Raw genomic sequence first — 16,854 nt, 5'->3', positions numbered from 1 at the left:
ATTTGAATGCAAAGAAAGGAGTATATAGATATGGCTAAAAGAGAAGTACTACGAATTAGAGGATCAGAACATCAAAATCCAATTCCAACTGCTGTAAAAGTTGGTAATATGGTTTATACATCCGCCTTGATCGGCTCAAATCCTGAAACAGGGGAAATGCCAGATTCAGTCGAGGAAGAAATCTCCAATCTTTTTCATTACATGCATGAAATCATGAAGCTTGCAGGAGGCTCTGTTGACGACATCGCTCATCTGAGTGTATCAGTTACCAACCGTGAATATAAAAAGCTGGTCAATGTAGAATGGCTAAATATGTTTCCCCATGAAGATAACCGTCCTGCCCGTCATACATCCGTGAAAGACCTGCGAGAAGGGCTGAGAGTTCAAATTGAACTAACTGCAGTGCTATAATACTATCTATATAAAAACCACGCATGTGACGACGGAATCGTTATCACATGCGTGGTTTTCACTTGTCAAAGAGTGTAGTTGTAACAACACTGAAAACTCTGTGTCCTTTATGTCAGCAGGGGGAAATTGTCACGAATAGTATTACTTACTTTAGAAATATGATGCGTTACCGCCTTTTCTGCAGCTGCTGAATCGCCGGCTTGTAAAGAAGACAATATTTGCTTATGCTCCTCGTAAGAACTTTCATTTCTTCCTGGTATCAAGATAGTTCTAAAATGATATCTGGCTAGTTGTGTTTTGATCGCCTCGATTATTTCTACAGCCTGTGGATTACCCGAAGCTTCGTATATTATTTTATGGAATTGCTTATTTAAGACAGAGTACTCGTCAAAACGATGTTCTTCCAAAGAAACATGCATCTGATCTAGTACTTTCTTTAACTTTTCCAGCGCCCCTTTATCAATTTGTTTAGCGGCAGTCCGGGCAACCAATCCTTCGAGTGCCTCACGAATCTCCAAGTAATTGATAATCTCCTCCAAAGTAAACGATTTTACGAACGCACCTTTATTCTTTTGGATTTCTACTAGGTTCTCTTTTTCTAATGCCAATAAGGCTTTCTTAATCGTATTTCTGCTGGCACCAATCAGCTCTGAGAGCTCTAATTCAATCAGACGTTGGGACGGTCGAAAACTACCATCTAATATTTTATCTTTTATAAATTTATAAGCAAGATCCATAGGCCTGGTCATAGGCACTCCTCCTAAACATGACTCTTTCTTAAATTATAGCAATATTATCGGACTATCACTACTCTATATCTTTCTGTACAGCCAGCCGTACATAATAAGCCGATAAATCGTTTAACCTTCTAGAATACTTAAAAGCACAAAAAGTCCCGGACTTAAGTGGTTCTTCGTCCAGGACCTGAATCTTTTTAAGATTTACTTGCAAGTTCCCCTGCGATTACAGGCGTTCCGTATGTGTGGAATGTCGGGACAGTTTTGTTTCCCCAAGCCTGACCTTTCGCCCTGTCGGCTTCTGTCCATGTAATCGGCTCACGATCCGGATCATTAATAAAGTATCCGCCTGTAATAATTTCCACACGATTGCCTCCGGGTTCATAAACATACGTTGCAAATGTTTGTTGGATGGCATGTTTACTCGGTGAAAATTCTATGAAAACATCATTATCTAAAAAGATGTCCGCTGCACGAAGTACAGACTCACGATCTTCTACATTCAGAGCAATATGATGCAATCTTCCCTTAGCTCCCATATTATCTTTAGTGAACGCAATTTCGTATGCTTTATTGGACATGTGATGCCATGCGCCGCCCTGTTCGCCGGAATCCAACATAATTTGCTCACTCATCCGGATACCAAGCACTTCACACATGAACGTGCTAGTAGGATTAATATGGGATGTCAGAAGATTGATATGGTCAAGCTGCTTTACTGCAACACCACGTGAAGAACGTTTCTGAGGTTGATTCTTTAACGATGGTTTTAAATGATCCGGAGCTTCATATTTTTTTGTTTCAAAATAAATCTTCATTGGATGTCCGTCTGGATCCGTGAATCGATAACTCTTTCCATAACCAAGATCTCCATCTACCCATCCTTGTCCATAACCTGAAGCTTCAATCTTTCCCACCCGCCGATTCAACGCTTCTTCGCTCTGTGTCCGCATTGCTAGGCACCCAAGACCTGCTTGTTCTGACTCTGTCAAAACCAAACTATATAACTCATAATCATTCCAAGCTCTTAAATAGATAGAACGATTTTTCTGACCTACTTCTTCCATTCCCAGTATTTCTTTAAAGAAGTGAACGCTTTCATTGAGCTTAGGAGTAAATATTTCTATGTGTCCAATATGTGCAAGATCACGAGATTGTTCATTCTTTCCCATTATAATCCCCCCGTTAATTAGCTATCAAATTGTTTTGCTAAGTGGATTGCTTTAATAACTTCTTGAAAATCGACAGGCATTTGATTCAGGAAGTGATCTTTCAATCCAATCCTTACGAGCATTTCAAGTTTTGTCTTTGTTGCCTCAGACATAGTAACGTCTACACGCCGATCTTCCAGTGTGCTAATAACTTCCTTCATTTCGGAAACTCGACGCTCCGCATGTATTGCAGTTCTTGTAATTAAGCCATTAGAAGTTTCATAGATGTGGTTTCCACGCAACGAACGATCAATTGACTCTAAAATTTCATCTGTTACCGCATACTGCTCACTTACGCTTAGAGTTTCAATTAAAAGCATCGTAAACCCTTTCATAAATACGCTGCGTATCATTTTTATTGCAGATGCACTGCCGGGTTCTTCATCAATTACTGTAATATCCATTTTATTATGACTACCGAATTGTGCGAATTCCTTTGCTCCTTCGCCGCTGGCCAGTAAAGGAACTCGGTGTTGAAATTTAGGTACGGATTCCATGACTGCAACGTCTACAAATTTAGCTAAACCAGCAATTATTGTGTTAATTTCTTTTTTGACTTGTGGTGAAGCTGCATTTAAGTCCACAAACAAATGATTTTCTGTCAAAAACGGCTTGATTTCTTTCGCTACAGATATTGCATACTTAGCACTAGTAGCACTAATCAAGATGTCACTTTCCAAAGCCAGATTGTGTAGAGAGTCTTTCAGAACAACTTGTAAATCATTAGCTTTTCCCCTTATTGCCGGACCGAATTTCTGATCATCCTGATTGGCATCATAAGCGCAGATTTCTGCTACTCCTTCGGCCAGAAGCCCCTCAGATATTTGAGATGCCGCTTCACCAAATCCGATAAAACCGATTCTCTTCTTCAATACATCACCTTCTTCATTTGAAAAGCTTATTTTTTCAAATCATTTGTAGTATCGAGATAGACTACGCCCTCTTCTTCCAAGACCTCTCTCAGGCCATAAAAGTCCAGACTAAACTGTCCATCTGCAATTCGCGCTTTTGTTCCTTCTTCCTTTTTCATTCGCTTTTCAGAAGCTGTAAGTGATTCATCGATATCTTTCCGCTTAATTACTACTACCCCGTCATCATCAGCTAGAATCAAATCTCCGGGTCTGACAATCACACCACCACAAACAGCATCCGAGTTTACACGGCCGCCTCGTTGCTTAGTCGTCCCTCTAGAATTCACAGCACGGCTCCAGACAGGGAAACCCATCTCTCGTAATTGTGCAACATCGCGAACTCCTGCGTCAATAATCATTCCAACTACTCCTTGACGCATCAATGCCGAAACAATCAATTCACCAATCATGCCTGCATCTGACTCACCAATTGTCGTTATTACCAAAACATCGCCCGGCTTGCAGACCTCGATTGCTGCATGGATCATTAAATTATCGCCTGCTGGGCAAACGACTGTCACAGCAGGACCTACAAGGAAATTACCATCTCGTATAGTGCGAATCCTACGATCCATCAGCCCGATTTTCCCTTGAGCTTCATAAACAGTTGATACATCATATTTTTCCGCTTTTTTGATTTGTTCTTCACTTGGGCGGTCAATATTTTTTATAACATACTTATTCATTATACAAACTCGCCCCCAACATAAGGGAATCGGCGGGTGAATGATTCTGCGTAGCGGTAGTCCTGGTTACCCGAACATCTGCGTGCGTGATTACCACGCATGAATGCACGATCACTATAATATTGAATTAAGTGTTTCTGGGCCTGGAAGCATTCCATTGCCTGTCGTTTTAAATCGTATGTTTCTGTAATATCGATGATCACTTCAGGTGCAAAGCTGCTGATTTCTGTTTGATGAGGTTCAAAACCGAAAATCCTTTGTTGTTTTGTATGCGGCAATCCTTCTATTTGAACACCTGCTGAATTAGCAAGAACACTCGCTTCAAAAACCTTTCTCGATACTAATTCATGATCAGCGTTGAACGCATCACCTTCTGCGTGTGTCAAAATATGATCCGGCCGTATTTCTCTGATTTTTCGGACCATTCGGTCTAGGCGATTATCATCAATATACATATGATAGTCATCCCAATCCCATTGTTCAAGATTCTTCACCCCTAAAATACTGGCGGCTTTTTCCATCTCTGCTTTACGCGCTTCTCTGACTCCATCTTTAGTCTGTCCCTCGATTTTCCAGAGATCGTTTGACTCCCCACGGATTCCATAGCTCATGACAACTAAATGTACATCTGCTCCATTCTTAATATATTTCGCAATTGTTCCGCCACCCCGCCATACAAAGTCTCCTGCATGTGCACTGAATACAAGTAATGTAGTATTTTTCATACTATACCTCCTATTTAATAGATCAATATTGTTGATCAATATTGATTACATAATATCTTTCTGATAAGCTGATGTCAAGAAATTTATATGAATTATTTGAATTGAATTGAAAAATTTTTAGATTCTGATTAACTGTTGACAGTTTCCCATTAAGTTTATATACTAGTTTAAATTGTTCAACAATTATGATATTTTTATTGTTGATCTAAAATTCAATAAGGGGGGAGATTTTGTTGTTTGTTGGTAATGATATTTAATATACTAGGGAGGAAAACTATGAAAAAAAATCAACTCATTGGTACTTCATTAGCTATATTTCTAACAAGTTCTTCTTTATTTTCACTTTCAGTAGATGCAAACTATGTTCAATCACAGCAATTGAAGTTAAAGGAGGTTGTAGACTTGAATTTCGATTCTACAAACTATACGTTACGAACTGTAACAGTTGGAGGCAAGACAATTGCCTATCGCGCATATGAGAATGTTGTGTATGTTGCAAATCCTGTAAACCCTGAATTCCAATCGATGAACATCTATATTCCGGAGGAGTATTTCAGCGGAAACTCTATTAATGGATATACTGCAGATTCAGCACCTATCTTTCTTCCTAATATAGTTGGCGGTTATAATCAGGCCAAGCCGGCAGATGAGAAAAAAGACTCTGTCACTCAGGCATTAATTCAAGGTTATGTAGTTGCTTCTCCAGGCGCAAGAGGTCGTACTACTGAAGATGAAAATGGAAAGTATATCGGTAAAGCTCCTGCAGCTATCGTAGATTTAAAAGCTGCCGTCAGGTATCTTCGTCACAATAATGAAAACATGCCGGGTGATACAGAAAAAATTATTGCCAATGGAACCAGTGCTGGCGGGGCACTCACTTCCCTGCTAGGCGCGTCTGGTAATCACAAAGACTTTGAGCCTTATTTAAAAGAAATAGGTGCAGCCAATAATCGAGACGATATTTTCGCTGTTTCCAGCTACTGTCCAATCACCAATTTAGAGCACGCAGACATGGCATATGAGTGGCTATTTAATGGAATTAATGATTGGAAATGGGGAGAGAGGACAGGTACTCTATCAAAAGAAGATAGGAAAGTTTCCAGCGAACTTAAATCTATGTTTCCCGAGTATGTCAATAGTTTAGAATTACATGCATCAGGACAAGGTACTTTCCTAATTCTTAACTCTGATGGGAACGGTTCGTTCAAAGAATATGTAAAATCCTTTATTATAGAATCTGCGCAAAAGGCTATCGGTAGAGGAACAGACTTGACAGCTTATGAATGGCTCACTATAAATGATGGACAGGTAACTGATCTGGATATAGATGCATTTATATCCTATGCAACCCGGATGAAAACTCCACCTGCATTTGATGGGTTAGATGCGTCAAGCTGGGAGAATACTTTATTTGGGACATCTAAACTAAATGAACAACATTTCACCTTTTATAGTTATTCAAACAGTACTAATGCAAACTCGTTAGCAGACCCACAGCAAGTAAAGATGATGAATCCGATGGAATATATTGAAGATAGCACTGCAAACACTTCATCATTTTGGCGTATCCGTCACGGTGCCATAGACCGGGATACTTCTTTAGCTATACCGATTATTTTAGCAACTAAGCTACAAAATGAAGGTTATGAAGTTGACTTCAGTCTGCCATGGGATGTTGGACATAGCGGTGACTATGATTTAGACGAGCTATTCTCCTGGATTGACGGTATCGCAAAGAAATCAACTTCATATAGCGATTTGACAAAAGAAAATACTCATATTGAAAACATTTTAACTGCCACTACTTTAGGCTTCTTAAATGGTTACCCAGATGGCACATTCCGAGCTGATCAGCAACTAACTCGAGGACACGTAATAAAAGCGCTCGCAAAGTATGAATTGAAAAGAACCGAACAAACGATTTCAAGCTACGATATTACAGGAGTTAGTCCGTTTCATGATATTCCTGCTACATATCCAGACCAAGAATTATACATTTCTTCTTTAATCGTTAAAAAAGCACGATTTTTTGATGGTGACCATGAGGGCAATGCCACCCCATCAAGCTTAATAAACAGACAACAAATGGCCAAAATACTTGTGCATACTTTCCAATTACAACAGACCGATAATTCTACCAAGCAGCCTGATGACTTAGAGATTGCAGCATCCCAATATAAGAATTACATTAAGATTCTTGCAAGTCATGAAGTAACCACATCTAATAATTTCAATCCGCATGACTCTGTCACCCGCGGTCAATTCGCAACCTTCCTTGTACGTGCAAACAAAGCAGGTAAATCAAATTAATATCTCTTCAAGTTATTTTTAACAAACGCACTTCAAAAAAGTAGGGCCTGTCCAATAAGTCCCTAAAATAAAACAAGTGAGGAAAACCAATTGGTTTTCCTCACTTGTTTTTCTTTGTTTCGGCTTTTTTAAGAGAAGTAGCGAACGGATCCCCGCTACTTTCAAGAGATTGTGGGCTAATGCCACAATCACGAATTCCACAAGAACCTTATCAAGTCCCCACAAGAGATATCTGCGAAAAACCCGATTACCCTTGATATGACTGAACGCACTTTCTATCTCGTTTTTATCATTTCTAGTAGATCGTTTGATTCGCTTCACATTCAAGGGCTGTTTCGGCCTTCGCTTTCATTTCTTCGAAGTTGGGATTAAAGTGTACTTGGCGATTCACAAAGATGTCATGATGCGCTTAATATTTCTCCAGACGTGGAATGAAATCAGTTCGAATCTGCTTAACAGGTTTCTTGTGTGCACTTCTGCGTACACGCAGCGCTTTTCGTGTCAGCATATCTGATGTAGAATCTAATTCTTCAGTCAGTGTGTCGACTTTGTCTTCTAAACGCTCGGCTATATCGAGGAGCTGGGTAGGCGTTGCTTCTTCGGCCACTTCACCTAATTCAATCTTCTTCCTGTGTCAGAGCATGAATGTGATGAAGGGTTTCTTAGAATTTCTCTTTCAATTTCTTTTCAAAACGAAGCATAGATTTCTTCCATACAAATGAATACCCATTGGAATTCACTTCCATTTCAGTCCTGTTCCAGAAATAATTCTTCATCGAAATATAGTTGTCTTCGATGAGTTTTAGAATCACGGGTTCAAATAATTCATCTATCACGTCTTTCAAGCGTGTCCCACGAAACTAGTTATTGTGATGGAAATCTGGTTTCTGTTGAGCGGCCAACCACATAGCTGGAAGACTTTTATTTAGCTGTTTCTCGATCCCTCGACACGAATAGCTTTTTGTGAGTAAGCTTAGAGGATCTACCTTCAACATTATTTTAGGTTGGTAAGAACTCCGGACCAAATAGTTCAGGGGAATGAATTCCTACAGATCAAAAACGACGAAACTCTGGTGGTTATTATACGATTTAAACGTGGGAGCTACTTGCCGTTTACGTGTTGAACCGATTTCTTTTGTCTATAAAAAAATGTGATTTGGGTGGTATGCTTATTAGAAGTAATCTTCGGATTGCACATAAAATCGCCCTTTTAAAATGGTGGTTTGGTTACTTTCATTTTACTAGATGCGACGATTTTTTGTATCTCATTTTTAGTAAATAAAAAGGGTCTGCCGCAGAAAGTCATTTTCCATTCACCTTATTTAAGTTCTAAATAAATCCGTCTCAGCATCGGACCATTCATCGTTCGAAGTACAATTTTTTCTTCCTGCGTCGTTACAATTTCATGTAATGAAAAAGCACCTTCCGGAAGTTCCACCTGCACATCGATCGCTATAGGGACTTTTTTCAAATCGTAATTTATAGTTCGGCAAAAATCTTGCGTAAATCTTCCATCAGCACGAATGAGTAGATCCAAATCACTCATTTCTGTAACCGTTTCTTTCCGACTCGCCAATTCAAATCCCACACTACCCGTCGGACCCCAAGTGAGGGAATGCTTTTTCATCAAAAGACTGACTTCATCCATATGACGAAAAAGCTCTTTTGCAGACCCTTTCCAGTTCTCACTGGCCGCCAACTGTTCAGGTGTAATTTGTTTTTGGATTTGTTTGATAGGAAGGAAAGCGGCAAATCGCTCATTTCGTTTTTCCCCGCGGATCCCAACAGAAACTAGTCCTTCTTCCGCACGGGCGCGCCTCACAACTACGAAAGGAGCCTGGTTGAGTGAGGATTCCACCCAATCCGGCAACGGTGAATAGCTGATCAAATCACTAATGCATTTGATTTCCAGCAGATCATGTGGATTCAGGTCCATTGTGCATAAAGCTCTTCCCGTACGGAAATCGCTGCAGCGCGTCCACCGGCTTTTGCAAGTGCAGACGTTAATCGTACGCTTAGATCATTTGATTTGCTACTCTGCACATCTTCAATCGCCCTGTTGATTTCCACATATATACGATCCCGATCATTCACTTGTGGCGTATCGGCTTCTACATCTCCGACCAATGAATAGAGAGCACCTAGCTGTTCAAATGAATCCACATCATAGGCCATAGCGGGAACTTTTTTCGCTGCTACTTCCAATTCTTCCAAACTTCTTTGCGTAATACGTGCTGCGGACTGCTTGGACATAACGTGTACATTAACGCCTGGGTCGTTCAATGCAATGATACGGCTGGACTGCATCCCATGAGATAAAAAGGCCCCTGAAATCGCATTCCCTGGAATGAATGAAATGACAGGGTGACCCGCCAAACGCGCAGACGCATAGGCATCCACTGCTGCCGCACATGCCTGATGAATTCCAAGCAGTTCCTCGTGGTACCCGTAAGCTTGACTAGGCATATCGACAATTACAACGATCGCCTGTTTGTCACCATTCCGATCCGCTGTAATTACTTCCCTAACATGTTCCGCAATCGACCAACCTTCTAGCAAACCTAACTCTCCATTTCGAGCACGTGGAAAATAATTTTCCGCATCTGGCACAACCGCAATATAACGAACTCTATTCTCTCCAATAATACCGTCGGCAACTCTGACAGAAGGTAGATCGCCTACTTCCTTGGCATCACCCCGTAATAAATCAAACCATGTCTGACCTCTGCCATTAGATTTAGTTACGTTCGAACGATGTCTTTCTACAGTGGACGTTTCTCCTGATTGATTCCACAATGTGCGTACCTCTTCAAATGAAATACGGTGCTTTGGATCTACTGACGTTAAAAAATTTTTATACCGATTAACTTGTTCAGTTCTTTGTAAAAATGAGATCTCACCAGTGATGACGGAAGTAATAGTTTCTTTTACCGCATCTGTATCGTCTGCAATCAACAGATCCGCAAAGCCAGCAGCCGTACGCTGGTCTCCGCCAATGGTTCCCCAGATCAACTGCCGATCACTCGAATCAAATTCTCGTATCCCCGCTTCCTGCTCGATGACTTCCGGTCCGTTTAGTCCAAGACGCCCCTCTTTTGTCATGAGTAGGGTACTGCACAATCCCGCTGTGATGGACATACCACCAAATGCACCGATTTTCCCTGGAATGACACCAATCACAGGGACATGACGACGGAGGGCAACCATAGCAGCGCTAATTTCCGCTATCGACAACAAGCCATAATTTGCTTCTTGTAGCCTTACACCACCTGTATCATAAATCAGAACGGGGATGGTCTTCTTACCTGCTACACAATCCTTCAGCACCAGTTCCAATGTGCCGGCAATTTTCGCACCTGATACTTCGCCAATTCCTCCGCCTTGAAACTTTCCTTCTATTGAAATAATAACCGCTCGATGACCATTTATTGTGCCTTTCGCTACAATCACTCCATCGTCACTTTGTGGAATGATGCCTTGCTTTTCTAAATGGGGTGACTCAAATCCATCAAAGGGGCCAAGCAACTCTCTATACTGTTCGGCATCCAGTAATTCAACCGTGCGTTCACGCCCACTACATTCGGTGAAACTAGTTTTTAAGGTTTTAATCATAACAACACACCTCCATTGCTTGAGCCAGACGCACAGCGACCATTCCTGGTGTCGCTCCAAAATCATTAATTTTTACTTTCGCTGCTAAATCATGTTGTTTAAAAAAACGTTGTATCACCGCTTCCCATGAAGCTTGGTGTCCCGTGACACCCGTCCGAATCGTTATTTCTGCTACTGCCTGATCATTTGGTTCTAAAATGATCTCCAAATCTCCCGAGCCGACAACACCAACATGCGCTTGCCGACGAATCTTTATTGTAGCAGGAAGAGTAAATAAGAAACTCTCCAAATGAAGCACCTCCTAGTTTTATCTACTCATGAGATTTCATTCTCTACTGACTGGTTTATAGGATCTGATTTTATCCAAGAACAGAGTGGCAGCGAGTAAATCTGCACTGCCCCCCGGAGAAATATTTCGCTTGATAAATTCCTGATCAAGAGCCGTTATCAGATCAAAATTGCCATCTGTCAATATGGAAGCCGCCTCTTCTTTCGCAAAAGACAATGCTTCTAATCCACCACGATGCAATATACAGGTATCATCCAAATGGGCAATTAATGAAAGAAGTGCAGACAGCCTAGCCTCTTCTTCACTCATCCCCTTTCCTCTGGCTTTCCGTAAGGCAGGAAAGGAATAATGCGAAACATGAGGAAAACCTAGTTGTGCTTCTCCTCTTGCTCCACTCACATTATATTTCGCAATAACTTTTCTGCCATTCGATAAGGAGCCTGGGCAATATCGGTCTGAATAACGAGCGATTACTCCTGCAATTTCAAGTATTTTCTCCAGAGTATACATACCTTTTCCCATAGAGGTTGCAGAAACAAGAAGACCGAGTGCCCAAATAGCACCTTTATGCGTATTCACACCACCAGTCGCTTCGAACATTCTTTGTTCTCCGACACGCCCAATCGCTGCAATTTCTTCCCGTATCTTTTGCGATGGGTGGTGTCCATAGCTGACCACAGCAATTTCTTCAAATGTCTCTTCTAAGGATTCAGCAGACTTCCGCATCAATTGAAGGGTTAAATCTTGATGTGCTCCCGTATTTTCGCTGTCTACCAGTCCAGGTTTGGGTGTCAATTCCACTTCTTCTATCAATGAACGACAAGCTATATTCGCGATAAAGCGGCTATACATATGCTTTTCTTGAATCATACCAATCACCCACTCACCAGCTTCTGAATTTTGCAGGAGGTTCATATAATCCATCTGACCACTCCACCAATTCTTCCACACTTTTCGCGGCTAATAACGAACGCTTTGCATCTGATCGACGAATCTGTAAATCTTCAGGAAGTGCAATCAACCCCTCTTGCCGTAGTTGGTCTAATTTGTTTGACGTTAGTGTCTGTCCAATCGTTGTGACGCCAGCAATCGCCGCAATCGCTTCTCGTCGTTTTTCCATGCTATCTGCTTTATACAAGTATGCAATGCCTTCTTCTGTCACAACATGTGTAACATCGTCGCCATAAATCATGACAGGTGCGATCGCCAACCCTGTATCTTTTTTCACTTCAATCGCATCCAGTGATTCGACAAAGACTGGTTTATTGCCAGTTTGGAATGTTTCCACCACTTGCACAACTAGCTTTTTACCACGTGCCAACGAATCTTCCGATGTCATGATATTTAACCAAGCAGGTGTTGAATGGCGTCTGCCTCCAGGATCATGTCCCATATTTGGAGCTCCTCCATATCCAGCTAGCCTTCCGCGCGTCACGGTAGAGGAATTTCCTGCTCCGTCCATTTGCAGCGTTGACCCAATGAATAAATCCACCGCATACTGCCCTGCCATTTGGGATAATGTCCGATTGGAACGCATACTGCCATCAGCACCTGTAAAGAACACATCACGTCTTGCTTCTACGTATTTTTCCATACCAACTTCCCCGCCAAAACAATGCATGCTTTCCACCCACCCGCTTTCTATCGCAGGAATCATCGTCGGGTGGGGATTCAACGCCCAATGTTTGCAGATCTTCCCTTTAAGCCCTAATGATTCCGCATACGTCGGTAACAGTAACTCGACCGCGGCCGTATTGTACCCAATACCATGATTCAAAGATTGCACTTCATGTTTCTGGTAAATTCCACGGATAATCATCATCGCCTGCAAAATTTGAATATCGGTAATATGTCTGGGATCCCGAGTGAATAAAGGTTCCAATTCATATGGCTCATCCGCAACGACAACATAATCGACCCACGAACCTGGAATGTCGACGCGCGGGAGCTCATCCGTCAATTCGTTTACTTGAACAATTACGATGCCATCACGGAATGCAGCTGCCTCAACGAGTGTCGGAGTTTCTTCGGTATTCGGCCCTGTATACAAATTGCCGAATCGATCCGCTTTATCTGCAGCGACCAGGGCCACGGATGGAATGAGATCAATGAAAAGACGACCATATAATTCGATGTAAGTATGAATTTCCCCTATCGACAACTTTCGATCTTCCACCATTTGTGCCATTCGTAAACTTTGAGGACCCGCATACGCAAAATCCACTTTATTGGCAATGCCTCGTTCGAACAGATCCAAATGTTCTGGTCTTGAGATACTGGACATGATCATATGTAAATCAAATAGATGCTTTGGATTAACCTGCGCAAGTGCTTCTGATAAAAAAGAAGCTTGCTTTTGATTATTTCCTTCCAGTACGACTCGATCACCAGGTCGGATGAGTTTTTCCATCACCTCCACGATGCGGTCTGTTGGTATCACCAGCCCATCTACGAGATTGCGGACAATGGATTTTCGCTTTTCTTTTGCATCAAGTCTAGTAGTCCACACTCTTTTAAGATTTTCTGTATGCATCATAACGTTTCCCCCTTCACTTTTTTCGTCGATTTTTTTCCAAAATATATAAGCAATCGTCAAATCCATTTTCCGTTACGGACAGGACTTTCGCATCCGGAAAAGCTCGATTCGCCAGACGTGTAAGCACATTTCCAGGAGGCATTTCAATAAACAGCCGAACACCATTCTCATATAGCACCGTTGAAGCGTCATGCCATTGAACAGCGGTAGACACACTATCCGCCAAATCTTGGCGAATATCATCGGGATGGAACAGCAAACGTGCCCTACGATTGCCGACAAACGGAACAACTGGCTTACTAAGTGAAATTTTATGAAGAGCTTCCGTAAGTTCGTTTGAAACAGAAGACAAAAGAGGACAATGCGAGGGAGTACTAACTTTTAACATGGAGGTACAGCGTGCTCCATGTTTCTGTACTTCATCCAATATATTTTGCACACCTTGCAAAGTACCCGATATTGTTAGCTGATCGGGAGCATTTTGATTAGACATGAAAACTGGTTGCTTTTCATCCATGAATTTTGTAATGATTGACTGAAGACGGTGTGCTTCTAACCCAAGGACAACCCCCATGCCGTAACCTTCCGGGTATGCCTGTTCCATTAATCCGCCACGTAACTCCACTAACTTTAATGCATCTTTAAATTCAAGCACACCTGCTGCCACTGCTGCACCGAATGCACCAACTGAATGCCCTGCAACAAAGTCTGGCTTGTTTCCATCTATCTCAAATGCTTTATATGCTGCCACTCCGGAAGTCAAAAGAGCAATCTGGACAGCTTTTGTCGAACCCAACATCTCTTCTGAATGAAAATTGTATACACTTTCATTCAGAAGATCACTTGCTTCTTCTAGTATCTCCTCCACTGCTTCACACTTCGGAAGTTCATGTAGAAGCCCTGGTCTTTGGGAACCCTGTCCGGGAAATAGATAAGCTAATCTCATGACGTCCCCCCTCGCACGTTCTCCCTTACTCTGTTTTCGAATGAAACTTCTCTTGGATGCTGGAAATCACATCTTCATTGTGTTGTTTCAAAACAGCCGATAATTCCGCCATATTTTTTTCTACTAACAACTTAAGAATAATTTCATGTTCTTTAACGGACTTCTCAATATTTCCTTCTTTTCCGAAAGACAAGCTTTGAATTCTTAGCAATGGCGTTCCAAGACGTAAATACATATCTTTGATTGTTTCACTCTTACTCATCTTGATAAGGCACATATGAAACGAGTGATTCAATTGGGTATACGATCGGACATCGGAACCCGTTTTCATCTTGTCATGCAGCTGTCTCATTTCTTCCAACAACTCTAAATCTGGACCATACTTTTTAATGCGATCCATCGCCATATTCTCAAGCATATTCCGAATTTCAAGTAAGTCATAGATTTCATTAGCTGTATACTCTTTGACTACAGCCCCCTTCCTAGGAATTCTTTCGACCAACCCCTCGATATCCAATAAATAAATTGCTTCACGTACAGGTGCACGGCTGGTTCCATACTCTTCTGCGTAAATATGTTCCACTAACTTTTCACCTGGCTGGAGTTCACCGGTAATAATTTGCTCTGTTATGTATTTCGCAATTGTATTTGATAATGCATTGTTCGCAAATTTCATCGATCCCACGATATCTCTCCTCCCAAAATTTAATTATAGTCGACTGTCGATTATAATTATATATTCTATTAACTCTCATTTCAACATTTTTAGAATATTTTAAAATTATGTTGCATTTTCAATTCTCATGTTTTATTATATGACTCAGAATATAGTCGACTGTATTCTTTATCGCAAATCTCACTTTGGTAAGCGATTACATTACATTATTCACTGTAGAAAGTAGGGCATTTCCATGACGCTAGACAAAATTCAAAAAGAACTGAGTAACAGAAAAGAAGAATATCTCGAACAATTATTTACTCTTTTACGACAAAAAAGCATTAGTACACAAAACGTGGGGATTACGGAATGTGCACAATTGCTAAAGGAAATGATGGAGGAAATCGGTATTGAAACCCAAATCATGCAGACTGACGGGCATCCTGTTGTATATGGTGAACTGGTGAAAGACGAAAAGTACTTCACTCTTCTAATTTACGGACATTATGATGTACAACCCCCAGAACCAATAGACGATTGGCTATCCCCTCCTTTTGAACCTACTATCCGGAATGGTCGAATCTATTGTCGGGGGGCTGGAGATAACAAAGGACAACTTATAGCTCAATTACTTGGACTAAAAACATATATGAAGGTCTATGGAGATTTACCGATAAATATTAAATTTATATTCGAAGGCGAAGAAGAAATAGGGAGTCCAAATCTTTCTTCTTTTGTCAGAGAACATAAAGGACTTCTAAAAGCCGATCTTGTTTATACATCTGATGGTTCTTCACACAATAGTGGGGCGCCCCTCATTTTGTTAGGTACGAGAGGTTGTCTTGATCTGGAATTAAAAGCAAAAGGCGCAGATCGAGAAAATCATTCAGGTAACACAGGAAACATTCTTCCAAATCCAGCTTGGAAGCTCATCAATTTGTTGCAAACTATGTGTGCTCAAGATGGACGGGTTTTAGTCGAAGGTTTCTACGATCATATTCTTCCACCCTCTAAGCGAGAAAAGGAGCTACTGCAAAAGCTGCCATTCGATGCAGAAGATATTGGGAATAAAGTAGGGTATCCGTATTTAGATATGAATGGCGAGACCTATTATCACAAGCTCACAATGGAACCGACATTTAATATTAATGGAATACAAAGTGGTTACACAGGCGATGGAATACAAACGATTATCCCCTCCACCGCCATAGTGAAGATGGATGTGCGTCTCGTAGTCGATCAGGATCCCATGGATATTTTCCACAAAATTCAGAGGCATGTAAAAGCGCACGACCCGGATATTGAAATCGAATTCATCTCCGCTATGGAGCCATCCAGAACCTCTTCTGATCTTGAGATTGTGAAAGTGGTAACGAAAGCTGTTCAAAATGTGTATCAACAGGAACCCCTCGTCCAGCCGAGCCTAGGCAGTTCACTGCCGGACTATGTATGGACGAAAATTTTGGGCGTGCCATCCATTATTATGCCATATGCGAATTTTGACCAGGGAAATCATTCGCCCAATGAAAATTTAGATATCGAGTACTTTTTAAATGGCATTCAATGCACATGTCATGTCATTCATGCACTTGGTGAACATGCCAAACATCGTAACGGGGAGGTTTTAAATTGAAAGTTGAAACGATAGCAGACAAGAAGCAAAAGAACAAAACCGTGGGCTCTAATTTCAAAGTACCTCATGTATTTGCACTGATCTTTATCATCATTCTGGCCACGGTAGCCCTAACATACATCGTGCCTGCTGGTGAATTTGACCGAGTGGAAGACTCTGAGAGCGGGCGAATCCTTGTTCAAGATGGTA

Annotated in this window: 19 protein-coding genes and 1 pseudogene; 4 read left to right on the top strand and 16 right to left on the bottom strand. The window is 41.3% G+C overall.

What is annotated here, in order from left to right; all coding sequences use genetic code 11:
• Positions 1 to 30 precede the first annotated feature (30 nt).
• The gene (locus GD002_RS14840; RefSeq protein WP_153733145.1) at positions 31 to 411 is read left to right on the top strand and encodes a RidA family protein; all 381 of its coding nucleotides are present in this window, start codon (positions 31 to 33) and stop codon (positions 409 to 411) included.
• 107 nt (positions 412 to 518) lie between these two features.
• Here GD002_RS14840 and GD002_RS14835 read toward each other — a convergent pair whose 3' ends face one another.
• The 5 genes from GD002_RS14835 to GD002_RS14815 all read right to left on the bottom strand — a co-directional run bounded on the left by GD002_RS14835 (position 519) and on the right by GD002_RS14815 (position 4,681).
• On the bottom strand, positions 519 to 1,160 hold the full coding sequence (locus GD002_RS14835) for a GntR family transcriptional regulator (RefSeq protein ID WP_153733144.1): 642 nt from the start codon (positions 1,158 to 1,160) through the stop codon (positions 519 to 521).
• A 185-nt stretch (positions 1,161 to 1,345) separates the two neighbouring features.
• Positions 1,346 to 2,320, bottom strand: a complete 975-nt coding sequence (locus GD002_RS14830) for a catechol 2,3-dioxygenase (RefSeq protein WP_153733143.1) — start codon at positions 2,318 to 2,320, stop codon at positions 1,346 to 1,348.
• Between the two features lie 17 nt (positions 2,321 to 2,337).
• A complete protein-coding gene (locus tag GD002_RS14825) occupies positions 2,338 to 3,231 on the bottom strand; it encodes an NAD(P)-dependent oxidoreductase (RefSeq protein ID WP_153733142.1) in 894 nt (297 codons plus the stop codon).
• A gap of 26 nt (positions 3,232 to 3,257) precedes the next feature.
• The gene (locus GD002_RS14820; protein WP_153733141.1) at positions 3,258 to 3,956 is read right to left on the bottom strand and encodes a 4-carboxy-4-hydroxy-2-oxoadipate aldolase/oxaloacetate decarboxylase; all 699 of its coding nucleotides are present in this window, start codon (positions 3,954 to 3,956) and stop codon (positions 3,258 to 3,260) included.
• The gene (locus GD002_RS14815) at positions 3,956 to 4,681 is read right to left on the bottom strand and encodes a PIG-L deacetylase family protein (RefSeq protein ID WP_153733140.1); all 726 of its coding nucleotides are present in this window, start codon (positions 4,679 to 4,681) and stop codon (positions 3,956 to 3,958) included. The genes GD002_RS14820 and GD002_RS14815 overlap by 1 nt, the downstream gene beginning before the upstream one ends.
• Before the next feature lie 276 nt (positions 4,682 to 4,957).
• Here GD002_RS14815 and GD002_RS14810 point away from each other — a divergent pair, with 276 nt between their 5' ends.
• Positions 4,958 to 6,991: a subtype B tannase gene (locus GD002_RS14810; RefSeq protein ID WP_153733139.1), complete on the top strand. Its 2,034-nt coding sequence runs from the start codon at positions 4,958 to 4,960 to the stop codon at positions 6,989 to 6,991.
• A gap of 18 nt (positions 6,992 to 7,009) precedes the next feature.
• On the opposite strand, the gene GD002_RS18220 is transcribed toward GD002_RS14810, so the two are convergent.
• The 11 genes from GD002_RS18220 to GD002_RS14760 all read right to left on the bottom strand — a co-directional run bounded on the left by GD002_RS18220 (position 7,010) and on the right by GD002_RS14760 (position 15,050).
• A complete protein-coding gene (locus GD002_RS18220; RefSeq protein ID WP_408020099.1) occupies positions 7,010 to 7,312 on the bottom strand; it encodes a transposase in 303 nt (100 codons plus the stop codon).
• Positions 7,313 to 7,400: 88 nt separating this feature from the next.
• Positions 7,401 to 7,598 carry a hypothetical protein gene (locus GD002_RS14800; protein ID WP_153733137.1) on the bottom strand — a complete coding sequence of 66 codons (198 nt, stop codon included), beginning with the start codon at positions 7,596 to 7,598 and terminating at the stop codon, positions 7,401 to 7,403.
• 55 nt (positions 7,599 to 7,653) lie between these two features.
• The gene (locus GD002_RS14795) at positions 7,654 to 7,836 is read right to left on the bottom strand and encodes a hypothetical protein (protein ID WP_153733136.1); all 183 of its coding nucleotides are present in this window, start codon (positions 7,834 to 7,836) and stop codon (positions 7,654 to 7,656) included.
• 15 nt (positions 7,837 to 7,851) lie between these two features.
• Positions 7,852 to 8,016 (bottom strand): transposase, encoded by a 165-nt coding sequence (locus tag GD002_RS18215; protein WP_408020098.1) that lies wholly within the window; start codon positions 8,014 to 8,016, stop codon positions 7,852 to 7,854.
• A 293-nt stretch (positions 8,017 to 8,309) separates the two neighbouring features.
• On the bottom strand, positions 8,310 to 8,927 hold the full coding sequence (locus GD002_RS14790) for a malonate decarboxylase holo-ACP synthase (RefSeq protein ID WP_153733135.1): 618 nt from the start codon (positions 8,925 to 8,927) through the stop codon (positions 8,310 to 8,312).
• Positions 8,918 to 10,603 (bottom strand): biotin-independent malonate decarboxylase subunit beta, encoded by a 1,686-nt coding sequence (gene mdcD / locus GD002_RS14785; RefSeq protein WP_153733134.1) that lies wholly within the window; start codon positions 10,601 to 10,603, stop codon positions 8,918 to 8,920. Before mdcD ends, GD002_RS14790 begins: the two co-directional genes overlap by 10 nt.
• Positions 10,596 to 10,892: a malonate decarboxylase subunit delta gene (locus GD002_RS14780; protein WP_153733133.1), complete on the bottom strand. Its 297-nt coding sequence runs from the start codon at positions 10,890 to 10,892 to the stop codon at positions 10,596 to 10,598. The genes mdcD and GD002_RS14780 overlap by 8 nt, the downstream gene beginning before the upstream one ends.
• Before the next feature lie 36 nt (positions 10,893 to 10,928).
• Positions 10,929 to 11,816, bottom strand: coding sequence for a triphosphoribosyl-dephospho-CoA synthase (locus GD002_RS14775; protein ID WP_330583388.1), 888 nt, complete (start codon positions 11,814 to 11,816; stop codon positions 10,929 to 10,931).
• Positions 11,776 to 13,428, bottom strand: coding sequence for a malonate decarboxylase subunit alpha (mdcA, locus tag GD002_RS14770; protein ID WP_153733132.1), 1,653 nt, complete (start codon positions 13,426 to 13,428; stop codon positions 11,776 to 11,778). The genes GD002_RS14775 and mdcA overlap by 41 nt, the downstream gene beginning before the upstream one ends.
• Positions 13,429 to 13,441: 13 nt before the next feature.
• The gene (locus GD002_RS14765; RefSeq protein WP_153733131.1) at positions 13,442 to 14,374 is read right to left on the bottom strand and encodes a malonate decarboxylase subunit epsilon; all 933 of its coding nucleotides are present in this window, start codon (positions 14,372 to 14,374) and stop codon (positions 13,442 to 13,444) included.
• A 25-nt stretch (positions 14,375 to 14,399) separates the two neighbouring features.
• Positions 14,400 to 15,050, bottom strand: a complete 651-nt coding sequence (locus tag GD002_RS14760) for a GntR family transcriptional regulator (RefSeq protein WP_153733179.1) — start codon at positions 15,048 to 15,050, stop codon at positions 14,400 to 14,402.
• 235 nt (positions 15,051 to 15,285) lie between these two features.
• Between GD002_RS14760 and GD002_RS14755 the strand changes: the two genes are divergently transcribed.
• Entirely contained in the window at positions 15,286 to 16,665 is a 1,380-nt protein-coding gene (locus tag GD002_RS14755; RefSeq protein WP_153733130.1) for a M20/M25/M40 family metallo-hydrolase, read from the top strand.
• Positions 16,662 to 16,854 (top strand): annotated as a pseudogene (locus tag GD002_RS14750) (hypothetical protein); the annotation flags it as partial. The gene GD002_RS14755 and the pseudogene GD002_RS14750, both read left to right, overlap by 4 nt.

The organism is Sporosarcina obsidiansis, from assembly GCF_009651005.1.
In the GTDB taxonomy this organism is placed as follows: domain Bacteria; phylum Bacillota; class Bacilli; order Bacillales_A; family Planococcaceae; genus Sporosarcina; species Sporosarcina obsidiansis.
The sequence above is the reverse complement of the archived record's forward strand: the minus strand, read 5'-3'. Positions and strand labels throughout refer to the sequence as shown.